Below are 14185 nucleotides of genomic sequence, written 5' to 3'. Positions count from 1 at the left end.
ATTAATGGTATTAAAGTTTTTTAATTACTACCGGTAACTGAACTTACCGGTAGTAAGAAATAGTTTTTTAGAGAAAGAAAAAGATCTGCTTTGAATTGGATTGCGTACAAAAGAATTCTGTCAAACGACACACGATGAGGACTAAAAATGGATAGAAGAAAGTTTATCCAACTGGGACTGGTTTGCGGCTTAATCCCTTTAGTTGTAATCGACACTGCTGCAGCACCAGCCCCTACAGACGAAGTTCAGGAAGACGAGCCACAGGCTAAAGCACTTAACTACGTAAAGAAGGCTTCTGAGGCCAAGGGTAATCCAAAATATAAGGAAGGGGATGTCTGTAAAAACTGTATGTTCTTTGAGTCCGCTAAGAATAATGGCTGTACACTGTTTGCCGGTCGCAGAGTAGAAGAGGGTGGCTGGTGCGCAGCCTGGGCGGCAAAACCCAACTGATCAGACTGACTGGGTATACGCTTTGATGATTAGGGCCTGCTTAAGAGAAGCTCGGGAGAGTCATGAATTAAGCAGGTACTAAAGATCCATCTGGTGGAACCAACAAAAAACGGGCGTAAGGCATACAGAATTGAGGGCTCAAGCTGGAATATCGTACTAGTTAAAACACCCATCAGCAGCATTCCTGAGCCCAAAAGGAAGCGTCATTTAATATAGCGCGCTTTTGATTTTATTTTCTCGACCAGCTTTTTACCTTTGGGGGTTAAGGTCAGCTTGAAATAACGTCCATCGTCCTCATGTTGAGCTTTTTTAATAAGACCCAGACCAGGACGGTCGTGACGACCTTCACCCAGACGCTTCACACTGACAGCGATATCACTGGGCGTGCCGCAGGTCAGCTTTTCAGCATTCACCAGGTCAGTTATAGTTTCACCGGGATTTTCAGCCACTACCAGTAAGATTTGCCACTGGATAATAGTTAGTGGGTATTCCTGAAGTAGGTGGGTAAGTTTAATCAGACCTTTAAGTGTCATTATTAATCTACCTTTAAGTTAGGTTATGGGTACGCTGTGAGCTTAAGGCGTCGTATACTTCTTTTTCTTCGGCCTCTAAAGCAATACTGCACAACGGGTGCAACAACAGAGGTACCAGAACAAATATTAGACAGTTTTATACTGATCTGGCAAATTTTAAGAGTCAGGTCGTCTATTTTAATACAAAGATAACGTGGCTGTTATGCTTTGAAACAACCAAGGGCACTGTTAACCCATGATCAAGAAATGCCTTTTTCCTGCCGCTGGTTACGGTACGCGCTTCCTGCCTGCGACCAAGTCTATGCCTAAGGAAATGATGCCCATCGTCAATAAACCCCTGATTGAGTATGGCGTTGACGAAGCCTTACAAAGTGGTCTGCATGAGATTTGCATCGTTACAGGCCGTGGTAAACGGGCTCTAGACGACCATTTCGATATTAATTATGAACTGGAACACCAGATTCAGGGAACAGCCAAGGAAGAAACCCTTTCGGGTATTCGAGGCTTGATGGACGAATGTACGTTTTCCTATACACGTCAGCGTGAAATGAAAGGACTGGGTCATGCCATCCTGACCGGAGAAACCCTGATTGGAGATGAGCCGTTTGCTGTCGTTTTAGCCGATGATCTTTGCATTAATCTTGAGGGAACAGGTGTTCTGTCCCAGATGGTTAAACTTTACAAGCAATTCCGTTGCAGTATCGTCGCCATTGAAGAAGTGCCTGTCGACGAGGCTTGCAAGTATGGGGTCATCAGCGGTGAAATGATCAAGCCCGGGCTTTACCGTGTTGAAGATATGGTTGAAAAACCAGCTCAAGGTGAAGCACCCAGTAACATGGCCATTATTGGCCGCTATATTCTGACGCCTGACATCTTCGATATAATCAGAGAAACTCCGCCTGGCAGTAATGGTGAAATCCAGATTACAGACGCTCTGCGTGAACAATGCAAGACCGGTCTGGTTCTCGCCTATAAGTTCAAGGGAACTCGCTTTGACTGTGGCAGTATTGAAGGTTACATAGAAGCGACTAATTTTTGCTTTGAGAATGTCTATAAGGCAGAGTCCAGGTAAATCGGTGAAGTGGAAGTTCATCTTTTGAGATCGGCAAAGACTGAGAGTTAAGAGAAATTCCAGATAATGACACCGGCATGCAGTGCCGGTTTCTTTGATAATCATAAGTTCGCATAATATATATTATGTTAAATAACTAATGTCAGCCGAAAACTGATTTCCCCGCAATGTTCATCATACATTTCTTAGTAACCAGTCCCATCAAGTCAGCCATGGCTCAGTGTCAAGCGTTTCGTACTTGGATATATTCAAGACACCAGATTCTCTTCTTCTGCTCAACCGTCAGTTCTGCAACTCTTTTTTTTGGAACTTTCGTTTAATTCACTGGTCGATATTTACAAGCACTCTTTGAAAGTAACTTACCTTCGTACTGAGTAAAAATTGGAGAAAAACGATGGATCGATTAGCTAATACCCCATGTGATCAGAGAAAAAATGCCTCTGCTTACACTGCTAAAGGTGCTGCTACAGTTGATGCTACAGAGAGTACAGGCAATCTCTCCGGTAGACCTGTCAGCACTGTCGGTGATGAGACATTTGAAGTCAATCGCGTAAATTTCGCACCAGATACCGTAACAGGAACATCCTCAACGAATGCAGACTCGAAAGCTGCGGTAAGCCAAACGCCCTCTCTAAAGGTGTTTCACCAATGGTTTGAGGAGAAACATGTTAAGACTGCGCTGGAGATGCGCAAACTTGAAAGGTCTGAAAAAATACTGCTGAAAATGAGTCACAAGCAACTTGATACCAGTGAGGACAGGCTCACCCAGCCCTGTGGGGATTTTAAAATCGACTCGGCTCTGGTGGATCTCTGGAAGTCGATGGACAAACGTGAAAGGGCTGCAAAACTGCAGCAGAACATGATGGCAAGCACATCGCGACAATGAGGACAGCCTGAGCCGGTCCTGTCTTACTGAGAACCCACCTCCTCTGCCTGGCCTGGCCCACTGAGGCGTGGTAGATACGTACATCTACTCCATCGTCAGAATCATCAGGGCGAAAGAACCCACTTGTTTTGCTACCCCTTTGTTGTGGAACTTTCGTTAAATTTGCTGGTCAATATGACACATGTTCTTTGTTCATGAATAAAGACAAATAAAGATGGAGAAAAAAACGATGGATCAATTACCACCATATCAGGGACAAAGTCCCAAACCGAACAGCGTTGAAGCCAGTACTTTAGATTACACTGCCATGAGTCAAGGCAATGCCTACGGCAAAACCGTCAGCCTTTTCAGAGGTGGGCCATCTGGGGTCAGTCAGGCAGATTTCACATCCGATCCTGCAGCAAGACAAAAAGATCAAAAAGAGACCGGAATTTCCTCCAGAGCAGTTGCTTTTGGTGTAAACGCTTTTGAAGCGGCTGAGCGCAAACCAAAACTGGACTTTACCGATTTAAAAAGTATTGTCCCTATTTACTGTCAAGGGATTTTTAAGGCAGAAGCTCATCCCGGCAAGAAGTCTGAGGTTAGTAGTAGACCAACTGAATGCCGTGATATTTGCGATATTTCAGAAGACTCAATAGTTGGATTAATCAATTATCATAAGTATATGGTTAAGCCTAAAGATCGCTTAGCCGGTGACGTCGTAACATATGTTCCATTATTGTCGTCAGAGTTTGATAAGGTTCGCAGTTTTCTTGAGGACGACTTAAATCTTGATCCAAAAGACACTGTTATCATTGATGCAGGATCAGGGCCTTTTTGTTATCACAGTGCGCTATTTGCCGTGGCTGGCTTTACTGTAAGACCTTACGACTATTCACCTGCCCGAAGTCTTTACTGTAAAGAAGATCATGGCGTAGCAGAGAAAAATCTTTCTCCATTTCTTAAGGTCAATGATAAAGATTTGACGAGCGATGATATCACTCCCTCGTTTTTTGATAAGAACTCAGTATTATTTATGAGTTTCCCTGACCTGCCAGGGCATCCTATTAGCTTGCCTCTGGTAAAAAAATACACTGAATCGGAAGCATTGAATAAAGTAGTTGTTCTTCTTATTGGCATTGATGACGAACATGAGTGTAACTTTGGTTCCGTGTCAAAAGAGACAATGGATTTTCTCAAAGAAAACTATGAATTACGTTGTAATTGTCCCACGCGAGGGGTTTTGTTACAGAGTTCACTGGCGCAAATCTATGTGAAGAGAGGAGTCAATCGCGCAGATTTCACATCAGGTCCCGTAACAAGGAAAAACACGAATATCGCTAAAGATAGAATGCGTAAAGCTTTCATGGAACTAGAAAAACAAAGTTTTGGACATGCGGAAGGATTATTCCGAGAACTCTTGAGCGAAGGCCCGCTTCAGCTGAATGATAGTGAATGCCAAAACATTTTCATAGGGCTTGCAAGTTCGCTTAAAGAGCAAACCCATGAAAAAAAGATGCAAGCCTCCTTTATTCTGGAAAAACTAAGGTTGATAACGATAGACTCGCTAAATAAATTCGGAGCCTCAACTATTCCCAAGCTTGACCTGGCCCTGAGACTTTGTGAACAGGCACTTGGACGGTACGGTATGGCTAAAGCACGGCTGTTGGCCTTGAGAAATAAAGAACCCGATGCCAATGAGAGCGCACAATGTGAGCCATCTGGCAATTTTGACTTTGACCTGGCTCAGGTAAAAGTGTGGAAGTTGATGCATAAATATGAATTGGCTGAAAAACTGCAGCAAAACATGATTGGCAAGCTTCCGGGTGACAGTGAGAGCAACCCAAGCCAGTCCGCTGATAACGATCGCCCTGAATAAAGATTGGAGAAAAATTTAAATGGATATTTCATCTACGTCAAATCCAGGTGCAAACGCCCTGAATGAAAGTTTCTGGTTAGTGGGTGTAACTGACTCAGAGGAGAGTGATGCACCAACGACTGGAACTTTTCACTCACGAAAAACCTCGAAAGAGCCACTTGGACTGCAGAATTTGAAGATCCGGGGATTTTCACAAAGGGAAATTAGTGCGGCAGAGAAAACACTTAAAGATAGAAACATCTCCCCCACCTATGAGGCCATATCCAACTTTTTGGGTGAAGGCTGGCGCAGTAACCGGTTTCCTCTTTTTCACCAGCTTAGTGAAGTCATTGAACAGACACCTGGCGTTCAGGGTAAAGCTCGGCTGGCCCAGACACTAATAGAATTTGTAGGATCATTAAAAGATGATGCAGTTAGAGAACTCGACCAACATTATGCATCCTTGTGGCCCGATAGACAGGAAATTGCAACTATCGTTGACCGCTGGCCTCCAGAGCTCAAAGAGCAAGCTCAATATATTAAAAGAAACTGGCCAGAACTGGTCGTAAAAGGCGACATGAAGTTTAACTTCGGTTCTACAACAAAGGTCTGCTCCAGCCACTATCGAGGCTATAGAAAAGCACCATCAGAGTTAGGATATCTGGCATTTTTCCGTCTTATCAAAGACATCTGGTTCGATGCTCTAAAAACGGACAATGCATGCACCATGAACAGAGTCTGCCATCTGCTGATTTCTTTCACCAAGGAAATATCAGGCAATACCATCCTGTATGAAGGTGCCAGTCGAAAAGAACAATTCGAAAATGTCATTCAAAGAGAGCTGAAAAAAGGCATCTCATCGACCTATGATATCGGCGCTTTTGCTTTTCTGCTGGTCGCAAATCCAGCATTATGGAGTGACCATAAACATGAGACGTTTCAGTTGATGACCAGCAGGGCTTTTAATAGCAAGGCCGATGAACTGGCTCACCTATATTCGCACTGGCAGGAACCAGCTAAGCAAGATCAGGTCTGCAAAACTGTCGAGGCCGAGGTCATCCCTGAGATTGCCATTACCTTGCATTACCTTGGTAGCATTTATAATTACCTGATGAGCTATAGATCACAGGTTACCTGGAGGAACAAAACACTCAATGAAGAACTAGCCAGTGGAGACTATTTCGACAGCACCACTAATCAGTTGGTGCACCCAATTCAAGTAGCTGAATGGAAAACATTACCCCCTCTTACTGAAGTAAAAGAAATACTTTCTCAATTTTATAACAATCCCAGCCATCAGAAACTGTTTTTAGGAACAGAAGAATTCAAAGCATTCCAGCAAGAACAAAGGCGACTGAAAGCCAGACAACGGTTTGCTGAGGCCATTCAAACCACAACAAATCAGATTAAAAAAGAGAGAGCAGACCTGATTAAAAAGCAGTTCAAAGAACAGGGATTTACAGCAAGAAAGGATGATCAGGGTAATATCAGCTATGGAGAGGCCTATTATCAAGCGCGCAAACAATACATGAGTCACCTTAAGGAGCAAAAACTGGCCGTTGAACAACACATTGGTGTCCCTATTCCTTTTAAAGTGACGGCTTTGCAGTTGAACCAGACGCTTGAGGCATTTGATGAATTACCCACTGCTGAGCAACGATACTGGAAAATGAGCCGAGCTTACGCTGAGAGCACTGCCATTCCAGAATTATTAGCTGACTTATCGCTGACGCAGGATTGGGAAGATACCGAGTCTTCGGGAATGCTGGCCCATGAACACGAAAAACTGAAGGAAAAACAAAGCAAATTTATCACTTGCCGCTGTTCAGAATGCACCGTCTGCGAAGCGACCCGTTATCTCTGTGAATGCCCGGATGGGTTGAACCAGAGAATTGCCAGAAGAGAGAACAAACAAAAAGATTACATCCTGAAAAAAAGAATTATTAAAAGCGTTGAGGCTTATTATGCTGAAAATTTCTGTAAAGAAGGAACCCCTGTGTTGGCGGAAGATAATCAGACAGCCATTCCCGCAGTACAGACGCAAAACCCGAAAAAGAGAAAACGCGAAAATTTCCTTGTTGATCGTGATATAAGCCCCCTTTCCCGTCCAGCTAAAATGCCTCGTTTTGAGCACACACTCACGGATGGAAGCCTGTGTGAGAAAAAGCACCACTCAGAATCCTTGATCGATAGGCACAAGCGCGATTTTATAACCAAGGTAATACATAAAAAAGTGTATTCTCCAGAAAAATTTCACCGGCGTCACCAACGATCAGCAGAGCCTGCCGGGCAACGAAAATATAATAAAGTGCTGAGGCAACTCTATAAAAGCTATGCTGACAACCCCTCCTCCCGAATAAGCATTACTGAAATCCTTGACTGCTTTGATAAAAACCCGAAACAGGCAATCGCTGCTGTTAACGATTTAAAGGAAAAACCACAAGAGATAAGGTCACTGTTTAAACCGGGCACTCTGGAGTTGGCTATACCTAAATCACTAAAGGCCATTCCATGTCAGGTGATCTATCACAATATTGAATCATTTAATAATCACCTCCATGATCTGGCAGCGGGAAAGGATAATAATTTCATTCCTCTGGATAAAAGGAAAGTGAAGGGGTTATACCTCCATAAAACATTCTGCCTTGCCTGCCGGACTAATTTTGGCCAGAAGCGCGAGCTTCAGGCCCATTTAAAAGAGACGCATCAGGCAACCATGGAGAACACGTTTGAGCGTATTCGAGCAGGGCGACTTGAGCCGACGAATGATGCCGCCATTGCCCCCCCTGAGTCGCCCATCGAAAATAGGGAGCCTCAAACCATTGAACAGATGCCCTTCGATCAGCGACTACAGGCAATCCCAGCGCTCTTCGAGCATGAAAGCGTATAGATATGCGATCTATCTGTATCTATCATGATGTAGAAATCAGCGAACTGTACGAGCTTGCCATTTCCGGGAGATCATCAGTAAACAGGGGGTTACCAGCAGTGTTAAGACAGTGGCAAAGGTTAGCCCCCCTGCTATTGAGGTCGCCAGCTGATTCCACATCTGGGTGGAGGGCGCTCCAATCTCGATTGAATGGTCGAACATATTAATGTTCATCGACAATACCATAGGCATCAGGCCCAATACGGTCGTGATGGTGGTCAGCATGACGGGTCTGAGACGCTGGGCACCGGTTCTGAGAACCGCTTCCCGGGTACTGTGCCCTTCTTTTCTCAGACTGTTAAAGGTGTCAATCAAGACTATGTTGTTGTTCACAACAATACCCGCCAGGGCAATAATGCCGATGCCGCACATTACGATGCCAAAGCTCTGATCGGTGATCATCAATCCAAGAAAGACACCCCCTGTGGCCAATATCACGGCTGACATGATTAATGCAGCCTGGTAGAAACTGTTGAACTGGGTTACCAGGATCATGGCCATGACAAACAGCGCAATACTGAATGCTTGCATCAGAAATTGTCCGCTCTCTTTCTGGTCCTCTTCTTCGCCCTTAAAGTCAAAGCTGACACCCTCGGCAAAATTGGCCGCTGCCAACTCCTGGGTCAACAAGGGGATTTGCTCTGAAAGCAGCGCTCCATCGATCAGGTCAGCTGAAAGTGTGATGGTTCGTTTACCGTCTATACGCTTGATGTTGTCGAGCTTGCTGCTGACTTCCCGTTCCGTATAGTTACCAATGGGCACCAGTCCGGAAGAGGTCATTAGACGCAGTTGGTCAATACTTTCCAAGTGTCGTTCACTTTCAGGGTAACGGATGCGTATGTCCACCTCATCGTCAGAATCATCAGGGCGATAGGAGCCCACTGTTAATCCGGATGTCACCATTCTTACCATGCTGCCAGTGGTTGCAACGTCGGCTCCGTAGCGAGCAGCTTCAGCACGATCAATACTCAGACGCCATTCGTAACCGGGTGCAGGCCCTGAATCCTCAATATTGGTAAAAGAACCAACATTCTCGAGCAGGTTTCTTGCCTTAGCCACTGAATTGTAAAGAGTTTCGAGATTATCGGCTCTGACAATCAGCTCCAGAGGCTTACTGCCTGGAGGGCCATCCTTGACTCGTTCAACGGCTATATCCAGCCCCGGGAAAACGGCCAGTCTTTGCTCAGCATCCTGAGCTACGGCCAGTGTTGTGTCTCGGTATTGCCAGCCTTCAAGATTGATTCTTAATGTCCCCACAACCTGGTTATCTCCGGTTCTGGCATAAAGTGTTTTCATGCCAGGCAGGTCTAGCAGGCGGGTTTCTATCTTTTCCATCAAGGCATCTTTTTCATCAACAGAAAGGTTTCCTGAGTTCACTTTCACGGTGATGATGATGGCGTCAGTATCCACATCAGGGAAAAACTCGACGCCACGGGAAGTCTTAATAAAGAGCGTAAAAATCAGCACGACCGTCATGCAGGTAAAGAGTAAAACCCTGCCAGGGTTTTCTATCGCACGGGCTAAAACCGACACATATCGTCCGGTAAAGCCGGTTGTCTGAGCAAATTCGCCTGACTCAACGGCCATCATGGATGCTTTTTCTCTGGCACCCAGTGAGCGGGGTTTGCCAATCATGGCACCCAGGGTTGGGATGAAAATCAGGGCCATGATCAAAGAAGAAGCCAATGTGGCGATGAGAGTAAGGGGTAAGTACTTCATAAATTCCCCCATCATTCCCGGCCAGAACATCAGCGGAAAGAATGCTGCCAGTGTTGTGGCAGTAGAGGCAGTGATGGGCCAGGCCATTTTTCGAGAGGCTTCGAGATAAGCCTTTTGGCGATGAATCCCCTCCCCCATTCTTCTGTCTGCATACTCAGTGACAACAATAGCGCCATCAACCAGCATGCCTACCGCCATAATCAGTGAGAAAAGCACGACCATATTAATGGTCAGGCCCATGATTTGCAGAATCAGGATGCCCGACAGGAATGAACCGGGTATTGCGACGCCCACCAGAAAGGCACTCCGAGCCCCAAGAGCACCAATAATAATGATAACTACGAGAATCACTGCAGACAGGACGTTGTTCTGCAAGTCAGTCACCATCCTTTTTACTTCTTCGGACTGATCACCCACGTAGTCCACTTTCAAGGTCCCGGGTCCCAATGCAATGCCTTGATTGATGATGGCCTTTGCGATTTCTATGGCTTCAATAATGTTCTCACCGGGTCGTTTTTTTATTTCCAGGGCAATACTGTTTTCGCCATTCAGGCGGGCATAACCGCCGCCCTCTTTAAACGTGCTCAGGACGGTAGCGATATCTGCAAAAGTCACCACCCGGTTCTCTTCTGCTTTTACCGGCTGGGAAAGAATATCCGCCGGCGTTTTGTAGACGGCAGGCACTTTAATGGAGTAGCTGCCCTGACCAGTATCCAAACTGCCTGCGGCAACCAGCTGATTATTCTGTGAAACAAGGTTAATGACATCAGCAGGAATCAGGCCATAACTTTCCAGTTTCATCGGATCGATAATGACGTCTACGACTTCTTCCCTGTCACCGGCGATGTCTACTTCCAGGATCTCCTTTCGGGCTTCCAGCTTATCCTTGAGAGCTCGTGCAATCTTTACCATGGCTCTTTCAGGAAGATGGCCAGAGAGGATAGCCGTTATCACAGGGTTTACACTGGCCATGGTAATCTGTTCAATGACAGGCTCATCGGTACCGTCGGGCAGTTTACTTTTTGCCAGGTTTACTTTGTCGCGTACATCGGCGAGAGCTTTATCAAGCTCTACCCCAGCCTCAAACTCAAGCGTGACAGAGGCGTGGGATTGAGAAGCGGTTGCCGATAGCTCTTTGACGCCCTCAAGTCCCTGAAGCTCTTTTTCCAGAGGCAGGATCAGTAATCTTTCTGAATCTTCTGGTGAAATGCCTTCATAGTTAACGGAAACATAGACGTAGGGAATAGGAACATCAGGCGAAGATTCCCTGGGAATCGTCAGATAGGAGAGCATCCCTGAGATAAGAATCAGGAAAAACATCATCAGAACCGTACGACTGCGGTTCAGCGACAGGCCAATCAGACTGCTCATGGTGTATCCCCTGCTAGCTTGTCTCTTTTAACAGCAAGAGTCTGCACAGGGTCAACAATTACCCGGTCCCCTTCTCTGACAAAACCATGCCCTCGGGTGATGAGCCTGGCACTGGCAGGAATACCGGTAAGCCAGATACCGCTGGCTTCAGATTTGACAATATCGACGGCAGTGAAGTTCACCTGATCCCTTTCATCCACCCACTTGATGCCGGGATTACCGGTCTCATCCAGACTTAACAGGGCCGGTGAAACCTTGATGGCTTCAACTTGCTCCAGTTTAAGGTCAGCTTCAACACTCAAACCGGCTGGAGTCTCCATGGCTGTATTCGCCAGACTGAGTTCTACCTTAAAGGTTCGAGTGCCTGACTCAGCCAGTCGGGCGATGTTGCGAACTTCTGCAGAGGCTGTTTTTCCGGTAGCAAAACGGATATCTGCTCTGTCACCCAGGGTGACTGAAGCGATGTACGACTGGGGAACATTGACAGAAACCACCAGAGGATCAAGATCGAGTATCTCAGCGACGGGTTTCCCCATTTCAATATAATCGCCCTGCTCAACAAACCGGTTGTTCAGGATGCCGGTCACCGGAGCACGGATTCGGGTGTTATCGAAATCGATTTGCAACGTTGAAAGCGCTGACCGAGCCTCACTCAGGGCCACTTCCAGTTGCGGTAACTCATTCTCAGCAATCAGGTTTTTAGTTTTCAGTGACAATGCCGAGTTATAGTCCAGCTCAGCTTTTCGGACTCTGGCTTTGGCAGCAGCAATCCGGGCCGGTAATGCCCCCTCTTTTAAGGTGACGATAGCTTCTCCACTTTTTATGAACTGCCCTTTCTGACCCGATGCGGCCAGGTCTCTGGCAGAAATTTCTGCACTGATCGTTACTATTCTGTCAGGCTGAGTTTCTCCAAATAAGGATAGGGTTCGGTGAATGGATTCAACGGGAAAAATTCTGGCTGAGACCCTGGCCAGTGGTAATTCGACAACAGGCTCGCTTTTCGCACGAAATGAGGAATTACCTTTATCGGACATGGAAGTTATATCCGCCGTCAGCAGATAGACGCCTAAAAGCCCCGCCATTCCTCCAGCAAGGATCCAGGATCGATTAATGTCAGGCATAGAGTGTTCGCAATGTGTCGTGATTGTTCCTATGATCTCGTACGGCCCTGTACGATTCTGTAATAGAAACTATAAAGAAGCTGGGTGGTAAGCAGCAAGTAAAGGCCAATATTTTTGCCATTCTCTGACCTTCGAGCCAGATGCTTCGGCTTATAACCCGAAGGCTTTTCAGCTATGATGCAGCTCATACTCCTCAAGGAAGCCGTTTCAAGGTCATGAAAGTCATCACATTTAACGTCAATGGAATCCGTGTTCGCCTGCATCAACTCAAGGCTCTGATCGAAAAGCATCAGCCGGAGGTCATTGGACTGCAGGAGATCAAAGTCACTGATGAAGATTTTCCCGTCGAAGCCATTGAAGCTTTGGGCTATCACGTTGAGTATTTCGGACAGAAAACACATTATGGTGTTGCTCTGATGAGTCGTCAGAAGCCTGTCAGGGTTGAGAAAGGTTTCAAAACTGAGGGTCCTGATGCCCAAAGACGCCTTATCACTGCAGAATATCAGACACGCAGCGGCCAATCCTTTACTGTCATTAATGGTTATTTCCCCCAGGGCGAGAGCCGTGACCACCCTACCAAGTTTCCTGCCAAACAAGCTTTTTATCAGGATCTGATGACCACCCTGGATACGGAGTATTCACCGGATCAACCTTTACTGGTCATGGGTGACTTCAATATCTCCCACAAAGATAGCGACATTGGTATTGGTCCCGAAAATGCAAAGCGCTGGTTAAAAACAGGGAAATGCAGTTTCCTGCCGGAAGAAAGAGAGTGGTTTGACCGTCTTCTGGCCTGGGGATTCACTGATTGCTTTCGTGTATGCCCTGAAAAGAGCAGTGAAGAACTCTATAGCTGGTTTGACTACCGCAGTCGTGGATTTGACCGTGAGCCCAAAAGAGGCCTTCGAATAGACGGGGTTATCGCAACGGACTGCCTGATGAAGCACTTCAGGGCAACGGGCATTGATTACGATATTCGTGGCCTGGAGAAACCTTCAGATCATGCCCCTCTCTGGGTGAAATTCGACCTCTGATTATCGTTGTCCGATACAAAATGGCCTCTTACATCAAGAGGCTATGGTATTTTATTGATGTTCTTTGAGACTATTCAATAATCTCAACAGCGTCGCCTAAACGGATAATGCCTTCTGATTCATGGATCAGGTTTTGTCCAAAAATGACACCCATCTCTGTTCTTCTGTAGCCTGACAATGTCATTAACGGATCTTTTCCTGTCTTAACGCCTTTTACCGGATCAACCGTTGTCATGACACATCGACTACAAGGCTTGGCTACCCGGAAAACCACTTCACCGATTTTGATTCTTTTCCAATGATCTTCTGCGTAGTAACCGGCACCCTGAATGACAATATTAGGCCTGAAACGATCCATAGTGATCGGAGTATCAAGGCGGCTGTTAAGCTCCTGCAATGAAGCTTCTGTGGTAAGAAGAAAAGGGAAACCATCGGCAAAAGCTGTGTTGTCGCCTTTGTTGGCAAAACGAAGATCCACCTGACGATTCACCTGCTCTGAGAACTTCACCATTTTGCATGGTACGCCAAGAGATTCAGTGAGCCACTGGGATGCCGCCTCACCTGCATCAAGCGCTTGCAGTTCATCTTTCCAAACCACAACCCGCACTTGAGAGACCTCAGACTGTCGCTCCGGGTCTTTGATAATGAGATCATCCATTCCTGAAGCTGACAGGGTTAATCCATCTTCGTGGGGAATGGCAGAAATCAACGCCATTTTTGGATAGTGGCGCTGGGTCATAAATTTGCCATCAGGTTCGACGACCAACCAGCGTCGGTCATTCACAAATCCCATACGATCAATGACAGCCTGGTCCACCGAAATCTTCTTGAGTGACTTCACCGGATGAATAGCAAGATGGGAAACAGTCAGGGAAGAATGAGTCATTAAAGTCTCACTATCATTTTTGTACATTTAGCGAATTGGCTTATTGCCACGCCCATCAGATTTTGGAGAGAATGTACCAGATTTTTACCTGACACTTCGAGTTATTATGAAGCCTAAGCTGGTGGACATCGGTGTAAATCTCACTGATGAGCAATTTTCAAAGGATCGGGATCAGGTCATGGAGCGTGCCATTGATGCTGGCGTGCATACGATGATTCTTACAGGAACCTCTGTTAATGAGTCTCAGCAAGCTTTGGAGCTGGCCCAACAGTATTCAGATTACTGCTATTCAACGGCTGGCATTCATCCCCACTATGCCAAAAATACTACAGACTCCTGTTACGAAG

11 protein-coding genes are annotated in these 14185 nt (G+C 46.1%); 7 read left to right on the top strand and 4 right to left on the bottom strand.

Features of this window, described 5'->3' with window-relative positions; translation table 11 throughout:
- Nucleotides 1–147: 147 nt before the first annotated feature.
- On the top strand, nt 148–450 hold the full coding sequence (locus tag KDK18_RS10360) for a high-potential iron-sulfur protein (RefSeq protein ID WP_257254825.1): 303 nt from the start codon (nt 148–150) through the stop codon (nt 448–450).
- 203 nt (nt 451–653) lie between these two features.
- On the opposite strand, the gene KDK18_RS10355 is transcribed toward KDK18_RS10360, so the two are convergent.
- Complete coding sequence (locus tag KDK18_RS10355; protein ID WP_034841414.1) at nt 654–983, bottom strand: MarR family winged helix-turn-helix transcriptional regulator; 330 nt, start codon at nt 981–983, stop codon at nt 654–656.
- Nucleotides 984–1218: 235 nt separating this feature from the next.
- Here KDK18_RS10355 and galU point away from each other — a divergent pair, with 235 nt between their 5' ends.
- The 4 genes from galU to KDK18_RS10335 all read left to right on the top strand — a co-directional run bounded on the left by galU (nt 1219) and on the right by KDK18_RS10335 (nt 7668).
- A complete protein-coding gene (gene galU / locus KDK18_RS10350; RefSeq protein WP_257254824.1) occupies nt 1219–2055 on the top strand; it encodes a UTP--glucose-1-phosphate uridylyltransferase GalU in 837 nt (278 codons plus the stop codon).
- A gap of 394 nt (nt 2056–2449) precedes the next feature.
- Nucleotides 2450–2941 carry a hypothetical protein gene (locus KDK18_RS10345; protein WP_257254823.1) on the top strand — a complete coding sequence of 164 codons (492 nt, stop codon included), beginning with the start codon at nt 2450–2452 and terminating at the stop codon, nt 2939–2941.
- Between the two features lie 229 nt (nt 2942–3170).
- Nucleotides 3171–4799: a hypothetical protein gene (locus KDK18_RS10340; RefSeq protein ID WP_257254822.1), complete on the top strand. Its 1629-nt coding sequence runs from the start codon at nt 3171–3173 to the stop codon at nt 4797–4799.
- 19 nt (nt 4800–4818) lie between these two features.
- Nucleotides 4819–7668, top strand: coding sequence for a hypothetical protein (locus tag KDK18_RS10335; protein WP_257254821.1), 2850 nt, complete (start codon nt 4819–4821; stop codon nt 7666–7668).
- A 36-nt stretch (nt 7669–7704) separates the two neighbouring features.
- Here KDK18_RS10335 and KDK18_RS10330 read toward each other — a convergent pair whose 3' ends face one another.
- Nucleotides 7705–10797 carry an efflux RND transporter permease subunit gene (locus tag KDK18_RS10330; protein ID WP_257254820.1) on the bottom strand — a complete coding sequence of 1031 codons (3093 nt, stop codon included), beginning with the start codon at nt 10795–10797 and terminating at the stop codon, nt 7705–7707.
- Nucleotides 10794–11918, bottom strand: coding sequence for an efflux RND transporter periplasmic adaptor subunit (locus KDK18_RS10325; RefSeq protein WP_257254819.1), 1125 nt, complete (start codon nt 11916–11918; stop codon nt 10794–10796). Before KDK18_RS10325 ends, KDK18_RS10330 begins: the two co-directional genes overlap by 4 nt.
- 215 nt (nt 11919–12133) lie before the next feature.
- Here KDK18_RS10325 and xthA point away from each other — a divergent pair, with 215 nt between their 5' ends.
- Nucleotides 12134–12952 (top strand): exodeoxyribonuclease III, encoded by an 819-nt coding sequence (gene xthA, locus KDK18_RS10320; protein ID WP_257254818.1) that lies wholly within the window; start codon nt 12134–12136, stop codon nt 12950–12952.
- Between the two features lie 70 nt (nt 12953–13022).
- Here xthA and KDK18_RS10315 read toward each other — a convergent pair whose 3' ends face one another.
- Nucleotides 13023–13838, bottom strand: a complete 816-nt coding sequence (locus tag KDK18_RS10315) for an MOSC domain-containing protein (RefSeq protein ID WP_257254817.1) — start codon at nt 13836–13838, stop codon at nt 13023–13025.
- Nucleotides 13839–13881: 43 nt separating this feature from the next.
- On the opposite strand from KDK18_RS10315, the gene KDK18_RS10310 reads away from it, so the two are divergent.
- A partial coding sequence (locus KDK18_RS10310) for a TatD family hydrolase (RefSeq protein WP_257254816.1) occupies nt 13882–14185 on the top strand: 304 nt, incomplete at its 3' end.

The organism is Endozoicomonas sp. SESOKO3 (assembly GCF_024606255.1).
This window is presented reverse-complemented; position numbering and strand designations above follow the sequence as displayed.

Bases quoted from the DNA above. Each gene is read 5' to 3' on its own strand.
- KDK18_RS10340 (WP_257254822.1), top strand. From the start codon at position 3,171: ATGGATCAATTACCACCATATCAGGGACAAAGTCCCAAACCGAACAGC.
- KDK18_RS10315 (WP_257254817.1), bottom strand. From the start codon at position 13,838: ATGACTCATTCTTCCCTGACTGTTTCCCATCTTGCTATTCATCCGGTG.
- KDK18_RS10335 (WP_257254821.1), top strand. From the start codon at position 4,819: ATGGATATTTCATCTACGTCAAATCCAGGTGCAAACGCCCTGAATGAA.
- KDK18_RS10355 (WP_034841414.1), bottom strand. From the start codon at position 983: ATGACACTTAAAGGTCTGATTAAACTTACCCACCTACTTCAGGAATAC.
- KDK18_RS10345 (WP_257254823.1), top strand. From the start codon at position 2,450: ATGGATCGATTAGCTAATACCCCATGTGATCAGAGAAAAAATGCCTCT.
- KDK18_RS10325 (WP_257254819.1), bottom strand. From the start codon at position 11,918: ATGCCTGACATTAATCGATCCTGGATCCTTGCTGGAGGAATGGCGGGG.
- KDK18_RS10330 (WP_257254820.1), bottom strand. From the start codon at position 10,797: ATGAGCAGTCTGATTGGCCTGTCGCTGAACCGCAGTCGTACGGTTCTG.
- KDK18_RS10360 (WP_257254825.1), top strand. From the start codon at position 148: ATGGATAGAAGAAAGTTTATCCAACTGGGACTGGTTTGCGGCTTAATC.
- galU (WP_257254824.1), top strand. From the start codon at position 1,219: ATGATCAAGAAATGCCTTTTTCCTGCCGCTGGTTACGGTACGCGCTTC.
- xthA (WP_257254818.1), top strand. From the start codon at position 12,134: ATGAAAGTCATCACATTTAACGTCAATGGAATCCGTGTTCGCCTGCAT.